Raw genomic sequence first — 17,106 nt, forward strand, 5'->3', positions numbered from 1 at the left:
AACGAACGCCGTCATTCCGGGGCTCGCGAAGCGAGAGCCCGGAATCCATCGGGCCGCAGACTCCCCGGATGAATGGATTCCGGGCTCGACGCTACGCGTCGCCCTCAGGTGCGCAATTGCGCACCGGGGAATGACAGGCTGAGAGACAGGCGCACCAATCTACTTCCCTGTAAACTTCGGCTTCCGCTTCTCGCTGAATGCCTTGACGCCTTCCTTGAGGTCGTCGCTGTCTCGCACTTCGTCAAGCAACCGCCGCACGTCGGCGACCGTCTCCAGCGGCCCCTTCGGCATGGCTTCACGGGCCAGCTTCTTCAGCGCACGGACCACCAACGGCGCGTTACCGGCGATCTTCGCGGCCATCTGCTGTGCCATCGCGACGTGTTGTCCCTTCGGCACGACCGTGTTGACGAAACCGATCTGGAAGGCGCGTTCCGCCGACATCTCCTCGCCGACCAGAAGAAACTCCATGGCGATCTTGTGCGGCATCCGTGCCATCACCGACGAGACCCCTCCGGCGGTCGTGCCGATCTTGCCCTCGGGATAAATGAAGCGTGTCGTCTCGGAGGCGACGCACAGATCGGCCATCTGGACCAGCACGAAGGCCCCGCCGACCACCCAGCCCGACGTCGCCGCAATGACCGGCTTGTCGAGATCGACGCCGAGACCAGGCACCGCGTGCCACATATTGACGGGAAGGTCGGCGACATCGGCGCCGACGGAGAAATACTTCTCCTCCGAGGAAGCCAGCACCGCGACGCGATCGTCGCTGTCCCGAAACCGTAGCCAGGCGTCACGCAATTCGGTGCACAGCGCGTTATTCAGCGCGTTGTGCTTCTCATTGCGGGTCATCGTGATGGTGGCGACGTGGTCTGCGCTCTCGTAACGAACGAGCGTCATGCTGGCCTCCCTGATTTGTCGTCATCCTCCGGTGCGCAATTGCGCACCTGAGGGCGACGCGCAGCGTCGAACCCGGAATCCATTCATCCACCAACGCTGCGGCCCGATGGATTCCGGGCTCTCGCGGAGCCTGTCATCGGGCCGCGCTTTGCGCGGACCCGTTGGCGAGCCCCGGAATGACGAGGCCTCATTACTTCTTCTCGTCGGGATGCCGGTGCACCGGATCAACCCACAGCACGTTCTCCGGCTTCTCGACCGGCTCGATGTCGAGATTGATAGCGACCGCTTCGCCGTCGGAGCGCACCAGCACGCATTCCAGCACCTCGTCGGGACTGGCGTTGATCTCCTGATGCGGCACGTAGGGCGGCACGAAGATGAAATCGCCGGGACCGGCTTCGGCGGTGAACTGCAGCTTCTCGCCCCAGCGCATCCGCGCCTTGCCCTTCACGACATAGATGATGCTTTCGAGATGGCCGTGATGATGCGCGCCGGTCTTGGCGTCCGGCTTGATGCTGACGGTGCCCGCCCACAATTTCTGGGCGCCGACGCGGGCGAAATTGATCGCGGCCTTGCGGTCCATGCCGGCGGTCGACGGCACGTTCGGATCGAGTTGGTTGCCCGGAATCACGCGGACGCCGTCGTGCTTCCAGCGATCGTCGTCGTGATGGTGATGATCATGGTCGTGAGAATGGGTGTGATCGTGGGAACCGCTCATCGTTCTTGCTTTCGTTGGCCAGATTTCGTGCGTGGAACGCTACCGAAAAGCATGCGCGCAGGCGAGCGGAAAATCGGAACATCGCCGAATCGGAACATCGCCATGTGCCGGCGCGTTGTCTCGGCGTATCCCGAAGGAGTAATTTCATGGGTAGCACGACAGATAGGATCAAGGGCACGACCAACGAGGCGATCGGCAGGTTCAAGCGACGTCTTGGCAAGGTCACCGGCTCTCCGGCGATGCAGGGCAGAGGCGCGATCCTGCAAGCCAAGGGCAAGGGACAGAGGGCACTCGGCGGCATCAAGAGGATCGTCGGCAGAGTGACCGCAGCGGCTCACCGGCCTCGCTGAGCGCGAGATGACACGGCCGCTCCATCGAGACGGTCGTCGAGTGTGAGCGACGCTGGTCAGCTGCGCGGGCGCGGATGTGCCAGCACATCCGGATTGACCACATTGGTCGGCGCACTGGCAGCATAGGCCACGATCTGATCGAAGATATCGGTGAACTGGATCTCGTATTCGTCGCGCGAGACGTAGCCGAGATGCGGCGTGCAAACCACATTGTCCATGTTGAGCAGCGGGTCCGACGTGTCGCGCAGCGGCTCCTTCTCGTAGACATCGATCGCGGCCATGCCGGGGCGGCCGGCGCGCAGCGCATTGACCAGCGCACCCGGCTCGATCAGCGGCGCGCGGCTGGTGTTGACGATCAGCGCGGTCGTCTTCATCCGCGCGAGGTCTTCCGCCTTGACGATGCCGCGCGTCGCGTCGACCAGCCGCATATGCAGCGACAGCACGTCACAACGAGCAAAGAAATCGGCTTTGCTTGCCGCGGTCTCGTAGCCGTCGGCACGCGCCTTCACCATCGCCGGCTCGCGCGCCCAAACCAGCACGTTCATGCCGAACGCCCTGCCGTAGCCCGCGACCACGGCGCCGATGCGCCCATAGCCGTAGATGCCGAGCGTCTTGCCGCGCAGGGTATGGCCAACGCCGATCTGCCATTTGCCGGCCTTCAGCGCCGCCATCTGTTGCGGGATCGCGCGCATCGCAGCGAGGATCATGCCCCAGGTGAACTCGGCGGTGGCGTAAGACGGCGTGTCGGCATGCTGGCTCGACGACACGATGATGCCGAGCCGCGTGCAGGCGTCGATGTCGATATGCGGATAGACGCTGCGCTGACTGATCAGCTTCAGCTTCGGCAGACGCTCGAGCAGCGGCGCGCGGATCTGGGTGCGTTCGCGGATCAGGACCAGCGCGTCGGTGTCGCGCAGACGCTCGGCGAGCGCGTCGACGTCCTCAACATGATCGTTCCAGATCGTGACGTCGTGGCCGTCGAGCTTGTGGAAGCAATCGAGGTTGCGCAGCGTGTCGAAATAATCGTCGAGGATCGAGATCTTCATCGCTGCGCCCCTCTTGTCGTGGGCCGGTTACTTGACGGCCGCTAGCCTACTTTACACCAAGCAGTTCGACGTCGAACATCAGCGTTGCATTCGGCGGGATCACGCCGCCGGCGCCGCGCGCGCCATAGCCGAGGTTCGGCGGGATGATCAGCGTGCGCTTGCCGCCGACCTTCATGGTGGCGACGCCCTCGTCCCAACCCTTGATCACGTGACCCTGGCCGATCGGAAACTCGAACGGCTCGTTGCGGTCGACGGAGGAGTCGAATTTCTTGCCCTTCTGGCCGTTCTCGTAGAGCCAGCCGGTATAGTGCATGACGCAGGTCTGGCCGGTCTTCGGCGAGGCGCCGGTGCCAACCTTGCTGTCGATGATCTGGAGGCCTGAAGCTGTGGTCATGGGCTTTCCTGCAGTTTGAGCCATTGCCGTTTCGCCGGCAACGGACGTGGAGACTGCCGCCGCAAGGCCGGCAAACGCAGTCTTGATGATCGTGCGTCGTGAAGATTGCATCCTGGACGTCCTTCCTTGATTGATGTCGATCGCGATCAGTAGCCGAGTGCGCAGCCGTCCTTGCGCGGATCGGAGCCGCCGGTCAGCGTGCCCTTGTCCCAATCGATCCAGATCCCCTGGCCGCCGCCGAGCGGAGCCACCACGCTGGTGGTCTTGTGGCCGATCTTCTTCAGGCCTTCGACGATCTCTGCCGGCACCGAGTCCTCGAGCTGATAGACGCCCTCGTAATGCAGGCCGCGCGGCATGTCGATCGCCTCCTGCACGTCGCAGCCATAGTCCAGCATGTTGGTCAGCACGCGGGTCTGGCCGACCGGCTGATACTGCCCACCCATCACGCCGAACGGCATCACCGCACGGCCGTTCCTGGTGGCCAATGACGGAATGATGGTGTGCAGCGGGCGCTTGCCCGGCGCAATGCAGTTCGGATGGCCGGGCTGGATGCGGAAGCCGCCGGCGCGATTCTGCAACAGGACGCCGGTCTTGTTGGAGACGATCGCCGAGCCGAACGAATGCGCGATCGAGTTGATGAACGAGCAGACGTTGCGATCCTTGTCGACCACCGTGATGTAGACCGTCGACGGGTTCATCGGCGGTGCGACGTTCGGCAGTTCGAGCAGCCGGTCCATCCGGATGTTCTTGATGTGCTCGTCGGCGAATTCCTTTGAGAGTATGCCGGCGACGTCGACATGCGCGTGCTGGGGATCGCCGATATACTGCTCGCGCATCATGTAGGCGATGCGCGCCGCCTCGGCCTCGAGGTGGAAGCGCTCGACGCTGAGCGGCTTGAACTTTGTCAGGTCGAAGCGCGACAGGATGTTGAGCATCACCAGCATCGTGATGCCGGGGCCGTTCGGTGGGCACTGCCAGACGTCGTGGCCCTTGTACATCGTGCCGATCGGCGAGGTCGTCTCGGTCGAATGCGCGGCGAAGTCTTCCAGCGTGTGGAGCCCGCCGATGCCGCGCAGCGTGTCGACCATGTCGGCGGCGATCTCGCCGCTATAGAAGGCGTCGCGGCCCTTTTGCGCGATCGCGCGCAGCGTCTTGCCGAGCTCGGGCTGGCGGATCACGTCGCCGGCGACCGCAGGCTTGCCGTGCGGCAGCAGATAGCGCTCGGTGTTGGTGCCGTTCTTCAGCTTCTCGAAGCCGTTCTTCCAGTCGAAGGCGATGCGCGGGGCGACCACATAGCCCTCTTCGGCGGCCTTGATGGCGGGCTGCAGCAGCCGGTCGAAACCGAACTTGCCGTGATCCCTGAGGATCACGTCCCAGGCATCGATCGCGCCGGGAATGCTGACGGCATGCGCCGAGGTCAGCGGCACCGAATGGATCTTGCGTTCGAGGTACCAGTCGGCGCTGGCCGCCATCGGCGCCCGGCCGCTGCCATTGTAGGACGTGATCTTGCCCTCGCCCTTCGGCTGGATCAGCGCGAAGCAGTCGCCGCCGATGCCGGTCGATTGCGGCTCGATGACGCCGAGCAGTGCGCAGGCGGCGACCGCAGCGTCCGCCGCCGTGCCGCCCTCGCGCATCACCTCGATGGCCACCAGCGCCGCCTCCGGATGCGACGTCGCCACCATCGCGTTCTGGGCGTGGACCGTGGAACGGCCGGCGAAGTGGAAATTCCTCATAACGGAGAGCTCGCTTGATCGTGATGGTCTGATGCTGTCGCGGCGGAAGGATGCAGGTACATGGCACATTCATCCCCGGCAGGGCAATGCATGGCATGCCAGAGGAATTATCCCGATAATGCATGGCTTTGCGGGGTTTCGCCGGCCTGGCCGGCCTGATAAACCCCGGCCATGCCCCTCAAGGTCGCCGCCTTCTACCAGTTCGCCGCGCTGCCCGACTTCCGCGCACTGCGCGAGCCGCTGCGCGCGCGCTGTGCCGAGCTCGATCTCAAGGGCAGCGTGCTGCTTGCCCATGAGGGCATCAACGGCACCGTTGCCGGCACCGACGAAGCCATCGATGGCTTTATCGCGGAGCTGAAGGATGGGCCGCTGTTCGGCGGCCGCCTCGACAATCTCGAGCTGAAATTCTCCGAAGCCGCGCAGATGCCGTTCCAACGGCTCAAGGTGCGGCTGAAGAAGGAGATCGTGACGCTCGGCGACCCCACGGTCGATCCGACGCGGCAGGTCGGCACCTATGTCGATGCCGCCGACTGGAATGAGCTCATCGCGGCGCCCGACGTCATGGTGCTCGACACCCGCAACGCATTCGAGGTCGCGATGGGCACCTTCGAAGGCGCGCTGGATCCCAGGATCGCGAGCTTCGGACAATTCAGGGAATTTGCCGCGCGGCACCTGGATCCGGCGAAGCACCGCAGGATCGCGATGTTCTGCACCGGCGGCATCCGCTGCGAGAAGGCGAGCGCCTATCTGCTCGCGCAAGGATTTGGCGAGGTCTATCACCTCAAGGGCGGCATCCTCAGATATCTCGAGGAAACCCCGCAGCAGGACAGCCGCTGGCGCGGCGACTGCTTTGTGTTCGACGAACGTGTCGCGCTTGGCCACGGCCTGCACGAGCGTGGACAGCTGGACGCCGTCCATGAGTGACGCGGCAAAACTGAGCGAGCGGATCGACGCACTGGAGGTCCGCCTGACCTACCAGGACGAAGCCATCGAGACGCTGAACCAGACCATCACGGCGCAATGGAAGCAGATCGACGCGCTGACCCGCCAAATCGCCGAACTGCGCGACCGGCTTCAGGAGGCCGAACGCCAAGGTCCAGGCCCCGCCAACGAGCGCCCACCGCATTATTGATCGGTCCCGCCGGAATGCGGCGGCACCGGACTACATGTTGCTCACCTGACGCATCGGCTTCGCGCCGCTGAAGAACAGGCTGGACAACCGCTGCACCATCGCCGTCGCGCGGCTTCCCTCGAGGCCCGGGCGAACACACAGCAAGCGCCTCTGCACCGGAAGCTCCGGAAGATAATAGTCCTTCGCCGAAATCAGCGAGGACGGGATCATCCGCTCGGGGCACGCCGTCAGACCGTATCCGGCCCGTGCGGCTTCCAGTCGCAGTTGGTGGTTCGGGCTCCTGAACACGATCTTGTACGAGATGTTGTGCTTGGTGAGCGTCCGGATCATCCAGTCGTCGCCGGGCCACGCCAGGATCGGGATCGGGGCACCCGGCCGCAGAACAAAATCGCGCGATCGCACCCACACCGAGCGCTCCTCGGCTTCGGCGGCGATCGTCACCTCGTCTTCGTTCTCGAGCGAAGGGTTGCTGTAGACGAACGCGATGTCGATGTAGCCGTCGATCAATCCTCTGATGACGATCGGCGACATGTCGGCGTGAACCAGCACATCGGCGAGTGCGTCGGCCGGATGGAGCTTGAGGAATTCGTCGGCGAGCATCGTGCTCATTCCCAGCCGCAACGGCTGGGGTCCTTCATGATTGCCGCCGAGCCGAAGCAATTGGTCGTTGGCTTCGAGGATTCGCCTCGCCTGCTGCACGGCGACCTTGCCGAGCTCAGTGGTTGTCGTGCCGTTTGCCGTTCTGACGAATAGCGCGCCACCGACCAGGCTCTGCAGTCGTTTGACCTGCGAACTGATCGCCGGCTGACTGAGGCCGAGACGCTCGCCAGCCTTCGATAGACTTCCCGTCTCTGCAATTGCAACGACGGTGCGAACGATTTCAGTAGGAATATTCAAATGCTGACGTGGTCTGTGCATCGCGAGCCCTCCAATCTCAGCACGGGACGCAGTTCCAATCTCCACAGTATGCGATCAGGCTATACTAACATTTGGTTGCACTTTCGTTTAGCCACAATTGCCGCCAAGGCACTGATATTGCAGGCCATATGTATTGTTACGTGCATTACTCCGCATATCACGGTATCCCACAACTGCATCTCAACACGCCGCAGCACCTCAACCGCACCGCACTCCGGGTTTTTGCGGGGATCGCATCAGAGATTCTGATCTCCCCATTACGGATTACTGACCCGATAAGTCCGAATTGCCGCCACTGATTCGCGGAAGCGTTTTCATAGTTTTCCTTAATCAAAGCCTCGCAACGTGACGCCATAGCTTGCGGTTCGAGGTGTGCCATGACCAGGTTATTTCGCTGTCGAAGCGGCGCTTCAGCTGTTGAATTCGCGCTGATGCTGCCGCTGTTTCTCGCCTTCATTTTCGGCATCATCGTTTTCGGCTCCTATCTCGCCATGGTGCATGGCGTCCAGCAACTCGCCGCCGAAGCGGCGCGGTCGTCCATCGCTGGAATGACCGACACCGAACGCAACAACCTCGCGACGAATTACGTCACCGCCAACGCATCGACCTATCCGCTGCTCGTTGCCAGCAATCTGACGGTCAATGCCGCGCCGTCCCCATCAAACGCCAACGTCTACGTCGTGACCGTCAACTACAACGCGGCCAGCAACTTCATCTACAGCCTTCCTTTCATACCCAAGCCTGCGAGCACCATCGCCCGCTCCGCCGCTATTCAGTACGGAGGGTTCTAGGATGGGAGGCATCCTCATGCTGATGCGGCGCTTCAGCGCCGACGAGCGGGGCAACTTCGCGATGATCTCTGCCGGCCTGATGACGCTCGTCGTCGGGTGCGCCGGGCTTGCAATCGACCTCGGCTCGATCTTCGCCGACCGGCGCAAGACGCAGAGCACCGCCGACCTCGCCGCGATCGTTGCCGCCGCCAACCTGAGCAATCCGGTCAACGCCGCCACCGCGACGGTGACGCAGAACAACTATCCGGCCAGCGCGCTGGTCAAGGTCGAGACAGGGACCTACACCGCCAACAGCGCCATCGCGCCGCAGTCCCGGTTCGTGACCCCGGCGGTCGGCATTCCCAATGCCGCGCGCGTCACGCTGAACACCCAGACCCCGCTCTACTTCGCGCGCTATCTAACCGGCGCGAACAGCTTCACCATCAAGACGACCGCCACCGCGACATCGACCGAAATGGCCACGTTCGAGATCGGCTCGCGGCTGCTCTCGGTCAATGGCGGCGTGATCAATGCGCTGCTCGGCTCGATGCTCGGCACCTCGCTGTCGCTTTCGGTGATGGACTACAATTCGCTGATCAGCGCCAAGATCGACGCACTGGACTTCCTGTCGGCGCTGGCAACCAGGGTCAACCTGACCGGCGTCACCTATAGCGACCTGCTGAGCAGCAACGTCAAGGTCGGCGATCTCATGGCCGCCGCGCTGACCACACAGCAGATCACCAACGGCGCGACCGCAGCGACGACCGCCCTGTCGACGATCTCGCAGGCCGTCACCGGCTCCTCAACCAAGGTTTCGCCGGGCACCCTGATCGACCTCGGTCCCTTTGCCAACCTCACGGTCGGGCAGAAACCGAAGGTCGGCGCCAGCGTCTCGGTATTCGACCTCATCAACACGGTGGCGCAGATCGCCAACGGCAGCAATCAGATCGCAACCTCGGTGAATTTCGGCCTGCCCGGTATCGCCAACGTGTCCGTGATGGCAACGATCGGCGAGCGCCCCGTCGGCTCGAGCTGGATCGCGATGGGCACCCAGGGCGTCAGCGTCCACACCGCGCAGACCAGGATCCTGGCCACGATCACCGTGCTCGGCTCCGGCAGCGTTTCTACGATCAACCTCCCGGTCTATGTCGAGGTCGCCTCAGGTACCGCGACGCTGAACGCGGTGTCCTGCGGCCATCCGGACATCAGCACCTCGCAGGTCACGATCGGCGTGACGCCGGGGATCGTGGACGCCTGGATCGGCAACGTCACGGCCGCCGACATGACCAACTTCACCACCAAGCCCAATCCGCCGCCCGCGATGCTGGTCAATCTCGGTCTCGTCACCGTCACCGGCCTCGCCCATGCCGGCATGGGCAACACCACGCCGACCAACGTCAATTTCAGCTACAGCGACATCCAGTCGGGGACCAAGAAGACGGTGACGACGACGAACTTCCTGTCATCGCTGACAGGAACCCTGCTCGGTGACCTCTCGCTCACCATCAATGTCGGCCCGCTCGGGCTTCCGATCCCGGGGTTGGGCGCGCTGGTGATGGGCATCCTGAACGCCGTGACGAGCCCGATCGATCAGGTGCTGGCGTCGTTGCTCTCGACGCTCGGCATCGGGCTCGGCCAGGTTGACGTCTGGGTGCTCGGCATCCGCTGCGACGGCGCGGTGCTGGTGAACTAAGGCGCGATCGCGGGGTAGGAGACTGCCGTGAGTACAACAATAAGAAGATACAAGACCGACAGCCAGCGAACGCCCCTGATGAAGCGCGGAACGATCTTCTTCCGCGACACCAGCGCGGACTGCCTCGTGCTCAACATCTCGATCGGAGGCGCAGGGCTCGCCGTGGAGAGCGACGCCGCAATCCCGGTCGCATTCGATCTCGAGATCGAGAGCGAGCCGATCCGGCGGCACTGCATTCTGGTCTGGCGTCTGGAGCGCCGGCTCGGCGTGACGTTTGAGTTCGACAGGATGCAGCGCCCCGAAGGCGGCCCGATCTAGCCTGCTCCGACGACCACGATATGCGGGCGGCCAATCGTTCCCCGGCTGGTCGAACTCATTTGCATCGTGGTTAGCATCCGCTGGGATATACCAGCTAATTGTCCCGATTGCCGTCGTGCTTCGACGGCGCGGGCTGCGTCACGCTGACCGGGTCGGAGGCCGGAAAGGTTTCCTCCAATCCCTCATTCAGCCGGGAGCGCGCCTTGCGGTCGACAGCCCGTGCCTCGTGCGGCTTCTCGGCATGCTTGTCATGCGGGGCAGGATCGAATTTCTCGGTCATGGCATCCCTCCATTCCCGGAAACAACGCACCCGCGCAAACCGGGGTTCCAGAACCGCCTTGGCCCATTGCGCCGCAGCGTGTATCAGGGGCGCAAATTTGACCGTGCTCAGGAACTTTCGCGTGCCCCAGGATCCCATCAAGAAGCCGCTCATCGACGTCCTGTCGGGCCACCGCCAGGCCGTACCGCCGCTCTGGATGATGCGGCAGGCCGGCCGCTATTTGCCGGAATACCGCGAGCTGCGCGCCAAGGCGGGCGGCTTCCTCGATCTCTGCTTTACGCCGGAATTCGCGACCGAGATCACGCTGCAGCCGATCCGCAGGTTCAACTTCGACGCCGCGATCATCTTCTCCGACATCCTGGTGATCCCCTACGCGCTCGGCCGTTCGGTGCGCTTCGAGGCCGGCGAAGGGCCGCGGCTCGATCCGCTGGCGACGCCCGGCGAGATCGCGACGCTCGCTACCGAGGCCAATTTCGACCAGCTCGAGCCGGTGTTCGAAGCGCTGCGCCGGGTCCGGCGCGAGCTTGCGCCCGAGATTGCGCTGATCGGCTTCTGCGGAGCGCCATGGACGGTTGCGACCTACATGGTGGCCGGGCAAGGCACGCCGGACCAGGCCCCCGCGCGGATGCTCGCCTATCGCCATCCGGACGCGTTCGCTGGGATCATCGACGTCCTGGTCGAGAACTCGATCCACTATCTGGTGGGTCAGTTGAAGGCCGGCGCCGACTGCCTGCAGATCTTCGACACCTGGGCCGGCGTGCTGCCGCCGCGCGAGTTCGCCCGGTGGTCGATCGAGCCGACCCGGCGCATCGTTGCCGGGGTACGCAAGCAGGTCCCCGGTGCCAGAATCATCGGGTTTCCGCGCGGTGCGGCGGGCATGCTGCCGACCTATGTCGAGCAAACCGGCGTCGATGCCGTCTCGATCGATTGGACAACCGAACCGTCAATGGTCCGCGAGCGCGTACAGAGCCGCGTCACGGTGCAGGGCAATCTCGATCCGCTGGCCCTGATTGCGGGCGGCGCCACGCTCGACCGCGCGGTGGACGACGTGCTGGAGAATTTCGGCAAGGGCCGGTTGATCTTCAATCTCGGCCACGGCATCCTCCAGGAGACGCCGATCGCCCATGTCGAGCAGATGGTCGCGCGGGTGCGCGCGTATAGGGGGTGACGTCTCGTGGGTTAGCGGCCCGTAGCCCACTTTGTCACCGTCACCCTGAGGAGACCGCGCAGCGGTCGTCTCGAAGGGTCGACGGCCCGGGTCTGGCCACGAGTAAAGAGGGCGGCGCGTCGAAACATCGGGGCCGCGCATCCTTCGAGACGCGCGCGAGAGCGCGCTCCTCAGGATGACGGATCACATCTTACCTTGCATTCTCCAAAATCATGTCGGACGCCTTCTCCGCGATCATGATCGTCGGCGCATTGGTATTGCCCGACATCAGGTCCGGCATCACCGACGCATCGACCACGCGCAGGCCGTCGATGCCGCGCACCCTGAGGCGCTGGTCGACGACCGCGAGCGGATCGTTGCCCATCCGGCAGGTCGAGGTCGGATGATAGACCGTGCTGCCGGTGCGGCGGCAGAACTCGAGCAGGTCGTCGTCGCTGACCACCTTGGCGCCGGGATCGACCTCCCCGACCGCGTATGATTTCAGCGCCGGTGCGGCCAGGATCTTCCGCAGGATGCGGATGCCGTCGATGAAGGCGCGGCGATCGGTCTCGGTCGCAAGATAGTTGATGCGGATCTCCGGCGGCACGCCCGGATCCGCGCTCTTGATCTTGAGCGAGCCGCGGCTCTCCGGGCGCAGCTGGCAGACCGAGGCCGTGAAGCCCGAGAACGGATGCAACTGCTCGCCCATCTTGTCGGTCGAGAACGGCAGGAAATGGATCTGGATGTCGGGCGACGCCAGCCGCGGGCTGGTCTTGAAGAACGCGCCGGACGTTCCGGCAGCGATCGTCAGCGGCCCCTTGCGCAGCGCCGCGTAGCGCAGGCCGGCCATGACGCGGCGCACCGGATTGTTGACGACGTCGTTCAGCGTGACGCTCTGCGCGCAGCGTGTGACGATGCGCACCTGCATGTGATCCTGCAAATCGTTGCCGACGCCGGGTGCATCGAGCACGATCTCGATGCCGTGCTGCTTCAACAGATCGGCCGGGCCGACGCCGGAGAGCTGCAGCAATTGCGGCGAGTTGTACGCGCCGCTCGACACCAGCACCTCCCTGCGTGCCTTGGCGGTGCGCAGCTGCCCGTTCTGCCTGTATACGACACCGCTCGCGCGCTTGCCGTCGAATAGGACGCGCTGCGCCAGCGCCGACGTCTCGACATGCAGATTGCCGCGCGTCAGCGCCGGCCGCAGATAGGACCGCGCCGTCGAGGCACGCCGGCCGCGCCGTGTCGTGGTCTGGAAGAAGCCCGCGCCCTCCTGGGTCGCGCCGTTGAAATCCGGATTGGTGGGAATGCCGACTTCGGCCGCGGCATGCACGAAAGCTTCCGACAGCGGATCGTGATGGCGCCAGTCCGACACCGGCAGCGGACCACCGGCGCCGTGATATTTGTCGCCGCCGCGCTGCTGATCCTCCGCCTTCCTGAAATAGGGCAAGACGTCGTCATAGCCCCAGCCAGCATTGCCGCGCTGCCGCCAGCGATCGTAGTCCTCGTGCTGGCCACGCACATAGAGCAGGCCGTTGATCGAGCTGGAGCCGCCGAGCACCTTGCCGCGCGGCTGGAACACCTGCCGTCCGTTCAAGCCGGGCTCCGGCTCGGTCTGGTACATCCAGTTGACGGATTTTTCCTTGAACAGCTTGCCGTAGCCGAGCGGGACATGGATCCAGATATTGGTGTCTTTCGGACCGGCCTCGAGCAACAGCACCGAGTGCTTGCCATCGGCACTCAGGCGATTGGCAAGCACGCAGCCGGCCGAGCCGGCGCCGACGATGACGTAATCAAATTCGGCGACGTCGTTCGGCGACGCGCCATGCTTGTTGTTCATTCGTTTCCCCCGGGCCATGCGGCACGGCCGGCTGATCGCGACGGGAGTTGATATCCCCAACGGAACGCATGCACGTCCCGCCGCGTCTCCGCTCGGCTCCAAAAGAGGTAGCGAGCGTGGCAGACGCGGTCAAGAAAGATAGCGCCGCGATCCCGGGAGGTACAACCGGACCTCTGTTCGCCGGATCAGCACACGCAAGCGCGTCGGCGCTGCGGCTGCGTCAACTCTCGGTCTTTTTCCGCCGCGTGGCGCTCCGCTGCGGGCTTCTGCGCGCAGGCTTGGCCGCAACGCCTTGAGCCGCATTCGATCCGGACGGCAGACCGTATTTCGCCGACATCGCCTCCAGCGAGGCGCCCTCATCCGGCACATGCAGGCTCGAGAGAAAATCCGCCCCCGCCCGCATCACATGCTCGGCCGCGAGCGTGGCCGCAGCACGCTCGTCGCCGGCGATGATGGCGCGCAGGATCGCGGCATGCTCATCCCAGGTGCGGGCCTGGCGCACCGGATCGGTCGGTGAGAACAGCATTGCCGTGCGCTCGCGCAGCCGCTTCAGCAGATCCGCGAGCACGCGGTTGCGGCCGGCCTCCGCCAGTTCATGGTGGAATTGCTGGTTGAGATCCGACAACAGGTCGTAGCGCCGCCCGGCGACCGCCTCGTTGCCCTGCTTCAACACTGCCGCGATCCGCTTGATGATGCTCTCCTCGCGGCGACGCGCAGCGAGGCGCGCGTTTTGGCCCTCGAGCACCGCGCGCACCTCGATCGTCTCGCGCGCTTCCTCATCGCTCATCGTGACGACGGAGGCACCGCGCCGCGCGGTCACCTCGACGAGCCCCTCGGACTCCAGCACGCGGATCGCCTCGCGCACGGGATTGCGGGAAACACCGAGCTCGTCGGCAAGGCGGCCCTCGACCAGCCGCTCGCCGGGCTTCAGCCGCCGGCTCAGGATCGCCTGCCGCAACTCCTCGATGACCCTGCCGTGGAGGGAGAGGTAATCGTCGCCGAGACGTTTGGAGCTTCCGAGCCTGCCTGCCATGAACTGACCTGTCCGGCCGCGCTTCGCTCAACGCATGGACACAGGAGGTCCAACGAGCTGCCAGAGTCCTGGCCAAATGACCGCAATTGCGTATTTAGACCGCCGGCTGCATGCCATCAAGCCGCGCTCATTCGCCGTCAACAGCTACAGGTCGAGCCGGCTGCGTCACGGCTTTCGGCACCCACGACACGCTCACGCTGCCGGTGAGAAAGGTCTGGCACGCCATCCGATAGCCGGCGGCGAATTGCTCGTCGGTGAGGTGCTTTCGCTCCTTCGGCTTGATCGCATCGGTGTTCTCGATGCCTTTCTCGATCAGGCATTTGCAGGTTCCGCACAGGCCGCCGCCGCATTTGAACGGAATGCCGCCCTGCTCGCGCAGCGAGACACGCAGCAGATTGCTGTTCTCCGCCGCGGTCACGGTTTTCCCGCCATTGGTCAGAAACGTGACTTCGATCATCCCGGCATCCGCTCAGCGCTTGCGCAGCTTCGTGTCCATGTGACCGAACGTGATGAGGTGCTCGAGCTCGTTCAGCGCCCGCTCGGGGGTTTCGAACTTCTCGAGGAATTTCGAGGGCACCTCGTTCACGATCGGCGGCGACCAGGCCTCATCGATCACCTTGACCTTGGTCTCCGCGACCAGCTCGGCAATCACGAACGTTGCCTTCCTGATGCCGTAGAACAGGTAGTCATAGGCCGCGAGCGGGCGCAGCCCCTCGACGATCTCGGTGCGAAACTGTCCCGGCTTGCTCGTCAGTATCACATACATCGCTCACGGCCTCCCAACCGCGCTACCTGCCGGCGCGACGACGTCGACCAGCGGGGTCGCCTCTTGTGACAGTTCAACGTCATGCGTGAGCCAGAGCTGGCAGGCGAGGCGATACCCCTGATCGATCCTGGCACCGAGGCGCTTCTTCTCTTTCCAGTTCGGCTCCGGCAAATGCTCGCCGCCCTTGATGATCAGCGACGCGCACTTCCCGCATTTCCCCATCCCGCAGCCGTAAAGGAAGTTGGGATAGGGAAACTGGCGGATGCCGGCGCGGACGACGAGGTTGGTGTTCTCCTTGACCTCGCCGACAAAGGTCTCGCCGTTGCGGTGAAAAACCACGTTGGGCATCGCGCCGCTGCTCCCCTTGCGGATCAGGCCTGCAACAACACGCGCTCTTCAGCGGTGACGCCGCTGGCGAGATCGAGCTCAGCCATCGCAATGTCATTCGCGACATAGTCGTGGTACAGTGCGGTGGTGTAGAGCAGCCGCATCTGCGCGCCGATCTCGCAGATCTTGAGGCAACGCTGCTGCAGCTCGACCGTGTTGGCGTGCTCGAGCACGATCTGGTAGCCGCGTTCGCCGTGAATCTCGTCCGACACGATGTGAAGGTCGAAGAACTCGACCTCCTCGTCGGTGAACTTGTACTTCTCGCGCAGGGTCGGCGTCTGCTTGCGATAGATCGAGGGCACCTGCGATTCCAGACCGACCACGAGGCCGGCCACGGCGACGATCGGATCCTCGCGCATCGCCACCGAATAGCACCAGCTCTGCAGCCCGCGCGTGGTCGGCGTCATGTTGTCGGGATCCTTGACGCGCGCTGCGGTCGTGCCGCAGGCCTCCGCGAAGCGGATCAGCAGATCGGTGTGACGATCGCCCCCGATCTCTTCCTCATACATGTTTGCGAGCAGGAAGTCCTTGGCTTCCTGGTACTGCTCGGGCATCCGCGCATAGATGTAGCCGAGGTAGTCGGCGAACGGACCGACATAGTGGTAGTGGTTCTCGGCCCAACGCGCGAGATGCGCGCGGCTGAGCTTGCCGCTGGCCCAGGCGACGCTGAACGGAGCCTTGTTGGCGCTCTTTCCCTTGATGGCATTTTCGAGAGCCGCTCGAAATTCCACGTGATCCATCAGCTTTTGCATCGTGGCGCTCCTGTGCCGTGAAGAATTGCGGCACAGGCAACGGGCGCCCGGTCGCATTCTGAGTTCGATTATTGTATACTGTATACTATTTGTGCGACTGTCAACACCAAGGATTGAGGTTCCCGCCCCAATTCCGCTGACCTCATGCGCATCACACCGCCGCTATTTTATGCTTCCGATGCATAAATTGCGACCAAGGATGCTTCCTGCCCTTGCGCATCGCCTGGATCGCAGGCCTGCAATTTGATCTTGCCATTCTTGAATACAGTATACATTATTTGCGCGACAGAGGGGAAACAACAACCATGCAGCACGTTCCGATCGTTGCCGCGCACTGGGTCTATTTGCTCGGCGTCGCCGTCATCGTTCTCACCATGATCTGGCGCGCCAACGTCGTGGTGCCGTCGGTGATCGCGACGCTGCTGGTCGCGTTTGCATGGACGCACAGCCCGGTTGCGGCGCTCGCCAGCGTCTTCAACGCGAGCTTCACCGCGGCCAGGGAGCTCTTCAACATCTTCCTGGTGATCGCGTTGATGACCGCGCTGCTGAACGCGCTCAAGGTGCTGCGCTCGGACATCCGCATGGTCGAACCGTTCCGCTCCGTGATGAAGACCGGACACACCGCCTACTTCGTGCTCGCCGCGATCACTTACGTAATCTCGCTGTTCTTCTGGCCGACGCCGGCAGTGCCGCTGGTCTCTGCGGTGCTGCTGCCCGCGGCGATTGCGGCCGGCCTGTCGCCGCTCGGCGGCGCCATTGCGATCGCGATTGCCGGACAAGGCATGGCGCTGTCGTCGGACTACGTGATCGGCGTCGCACCCGGGATCAGCGCCAAGGCGGCCGGCGCTGCGGTCAGCGCCGCCACCGTCGCGGACCGCGCGCTGGTGCTCTCCCTCATCACCGGCGGGATAGCATTGACGCTCGCCTATTTCTCG

Annotated in this window: 21 protein-coding genes; 8 read left to right on the plus strand and 13 right to left on the minus strand. The window is 64.0% G+C overall.

Features of this window, described 5'->3' with window-relative positions; all coding sequences use genetic code 11:
• Positions 1 to 159 precede the first annotated feature (159 nt).
• Complete coding sequence (locus FNJ47_RS35245; protein WP_163160505.1) at positions 160 to 897, minus strand: enoyl-CoA hydratase/isomerase family protein; 738 nt, start codon at positions 895 to 897, stop codon at positions 160 to 162.
• A 190-nt stretch (positions 898 to 1,087) separates the two neighbouring features.
• Positions 1,088 to 1,612: a cupin domain-containing protein gene (locus FNJ47_RS35250; RefSeq protein WP_163160506.1), complete on the minus strand. Its 525-nt coding sequence runs from the start codon at positions 1,610 to 1,612 to the stop codon at positions 1,088 to 1,090.
• Between the two features lie 146 nt (positions 1,613 to 1,758).
• Here FNJ47_RS35250 and FNJ47_RS35255 point away from each other — a divergent pair, with 146 nt between their 5' ends.
• The gene (locus FNJ47_RS35255) at positions 1,759 to 1,962 is read left to right on the plus strand and encodes a CsbD family protein (protein ID WP_163160507.1); all 204 of its coding nucleotides are present in this window, start codon (positions 1,759 to 1,761) and stop codon (positions 1,960 to 1,962) included.
• A gap of 56 nt (positions 1,963 to 2,018) precedes the next feature.
• Here the strand turns inward: FNJ47_RS35255 and FNJ47_RS35260 are convergent, their stop codons facing one another.
• Genes FNJ47_RS35260 through ggt form a run of 3 tightly spaced genes read right to left on the minus strand, consistent with a single transcriptional unit; the run spans position 2,019 to position 5,135 of the window.
• Positions 2,019 to 3,008, minus strand: a complete 990-nt coding sequence (locus FNJ47_RS35260) for a D-2-hydroxyacid dehydrogenase family protein (protein ID WP_163160508.1) — start codon at positions 3,006 to 3,008, stop codon at positions 2,019 to 2,021.
• A 46-nt stretch (positions 3,009 to 3,054) separates the two neighbouring features.
• Positions 3,055 to 3,513 carry an FKBP-type peptidyl-prolyl cis-trans isomerase gene (locus FNJ47_RS35265; RefSeq protein WP_163160509.1) on the minus strand — a complete coding sequence of 153 codons (459 nt, stop codon included), beginning with the start codon at positions 3,511 to 3,513 and terminating at the stop codon, positions 3,055 to 3,057.
• Positions 3,514 to 3,548: 35 nt separating this feature from the next.
• The gene (ggt, locus tag FNJ47_RS35270; RefSeq protein ID WP_163160510.1) at positions 3,549 to 5,135 is read right to left on the minus strand and encodes a gamma-glutamyltransferase; all 1,587 of its coding nucleotides are present in this window, start codon (positions 5,133 to 5,135) and stop codon (positions 3,549 to 3,551) included.
• 171 nt (positions 5,136 to 5,306) lie between these two features.
• Here ggt and trhO point away from each other — a divergent pair, with 171 nt between their 5' ends.
• Together trhO and FNJ47_RS35280 are read left to right on the plus strand one after the other, a co-directional pair.
• A complete protein-coding gene (trhO, locus tag FNJ47_RS35275) occupies positions 5,307 to 6,059 on the plus strand; it encodes an oxygen-dependent tRNA uridine(34) hydroxylase TrhO (RefSeq protein WP_163160511.1) in 753 nt (250 codons plus the stop codon).
• A complete protein-coding gene (locus FNJ47_RS35280) occupies positions 6,052 to 6,267 on the plus strand; it encodes a SlyX family protein (protein ID WP_163160512.1) in 216 nt (71 codons plus the stop codon). Before trhO ends, FNJ47_RS35280 begins: the two co-directional genes overlap by 8 nt.
• Before the next feature lie 30 nt (positions 6,268 to 6,297).
• Here the strand turns inward: FNJ47_RS35280 and FNJ47_RS35285 are convergent, their stop codons facing one another.
• Complete coding sequence (locus FNJ47_RS35285) at positions 6,298 to 7,185, minus strand: LysR family transcriptional regulator (RefSeq protein ID WP_236000274.1); 888 nt, start codon at positions 7,183 to 7,185, stop codon at positions 6,298 to 6,300.
• A gap of 377 nt (positions 7,186 to 7,562) precedes the next feature.
• On the opposite strand from FNJ47_RS35285, the gene FNJ47_RS35290 reads away from it, so the two are divergent.
• The 3 genes from FNJ47_RS35290 to FNJ47_RS35300 are packed head-to-tail and all read left to right on the plus strand — an operon-like array spanning position 7,563 to position 9,966.
• On the plus strand, positions 7,563 to 7,976 hold the full coding sequence (locus FNJ47_RS35290; RefSeq protein WP_163160513.1) for a TadE/TadG family type IV pilus assembly protein: 414 nt from the start codon (positions 7,563 to 7,565) through the stop codon (positions 7,974 to 7,976).
• Position 7,977: 1 nt separating this feature from the next.
• Positions 7,978 to 9,648 (plus strand): pilus assembly protein TadG-related protein, encoded by a 1,671-nt coding sequence (locus tag FNJ47_RS35295; RefSeq protein ID WP_163160514.1) that lies wholly within the window; start codon positions 7,978 to 7,980, stop codon positions 9,646 to 9,648.
• 27 nt (positions 9,649 to 9,675) lie between these two features.
• Entirely contained in the window at positions 9,676 to 9,966 is a 291-nt protein-coding gene (locus FNJ47_RS35300; RefSeq protein WP_347341752.1) for a PilZ domain-containing protein, read from the plus strand.
• A 94-nt stretch (positions 9,967 to 10,060) separates the two neighbouring features.
• On the opposite strand, the gene FNJ47_RS35305 is transcribed toward FNJ47_RS35300, so the two are convergent.
• Positions 10,061 to 10,246 carry a hypothetical protein gene (locus FNJ47_RS35305; protein ID WP_163160515.1) on the minus strand — a complete coding sequence of 62 codons (186 nt, stop codon included), beginning with the start codon at positions 10,244 to 10,246 and terminating at the stop codon, positions 10,061 to 10,063.
• Positions 10,247 to 10,367: 121 nt separating this feature from the next.
• On the opposite strand from FNJ47_RS35305, the gene hemE reads away from it, so the two are divergent.
• Positions 10,368 to 11,414 (plus strand): uroporphyrinogen decarboxylase, encoded by a 1,047-nt coding sequence (gene hemE, locus FNJ47_RS35310; protein ID WP_163160516.1) that lies wholly within the window; start codon positions 10,368 to 10,370, stop codon positions 11,412 to 11,414.
• Positions 11,415 to 11,604: 190 nt separating this feature from the next.
• Here hemE and FNJ47_RS35315 read toward each other — a convergent pair whose 3' ends face one another.
• The 6 genes from FNJ47_RS35315 to FNJ47_RS35340 form a co-directional block, all read right to left on the minus strand.
• Positions 11,605 to 13,233, minus strand: coding sequence for a GMC family oxidoreductase (locus tag FNJ47_RS35315; protein WP_163160517.1), 1,629 nt, complete (start codon positions 13,231 to 13,233; stop codon positions 11,605 to 11,607).
• Between the two features lie 220 nt (positions 13,234 to 13,453).
• Positions 13,454 to 14,266, minus strand: coding sequence for a GntR family transcriptional regulator (locus FNJ47_RS35320; RefSeq protein ID WP_163160518.1), 813 nt, complete (start codon positions 14,264 to 14,266; stop codon positions 13,454 to 13,456).
• Positions 14,267 to 14,393: 127 nt separating this feature from the next.
• Positions 14,394 to 14,723: a 2Fe-2S iron-sulfur cluster-binding protein gene (locus FNJ47_RS35325; protein WP_163160519.1), complete on the minus strand. Its 330-nt coding sequence runs from the start codon at positions 14,721 to 14,723 to the stop codon at positions 14,394 to 14,396.
• 12 nt (positions 14,724 to 14,735) lie between these two features.
• On the minus strand, positions 14,736 to 15,032 hold the full coding sequence (locus FNJ47_RS35330) for a hypothetical protein (protein WP_021075936.1): 297 nt from the start codon (positions 15,030 to 15,032) through the stop codon (positions 14,736 to 14,738).
• A 3-nt stretch (positions 15,033 to 15,035) separates the two neighbouring features.
• On the minus strand, positions 15,036 to 15,380 hold the full coding sequence (locus FNJ47_RS35335) for a 2Fe-2S iron-sulfur cluster-binding protein (RefSeq protein WP_163160520.1): 345 nt from the start codon (positions 15,378 to 15,380) through the stop codon (positions 15,036 to 15,038).
• Positions 15,381 to 15,403: 23 nt separating this feature from the next.
• A complete protein-coding gene (locus tag FNJ47_RS35340) occupies positions 15,404 to 16,171 on the minus strand; it encodes an iron-containing redox enzyme family protein (RefSeq protein ID WP_163160521.1) in 768 nt (255 codons plus the stop codon).
• Positions 16,172 to 16,476: 305 nt separating this feature from the next.
• Here FNJ47_RS35340 and FNJ47_RS35345 point away from each other — a divergent pair.
• On the plus strand, positions 16,477 to 17,106 hold a 630-nt coding region (locus tag FNJ47_RS35345; RefSeq protein ID WP_206685382.1), incomplete at its 3' end, for a hypothetical protein.

The sequence above is a fragment of the Bradyrhizobium uaiense genome, assembly GCF_010811875.1.
GTDB lineage: Bacteria > Pseudomonadota > Alphaproteobacteria > Rhizobiales > Xanthobacteraceae > Bradyrhizobium > Bradyrhizobium uaiense.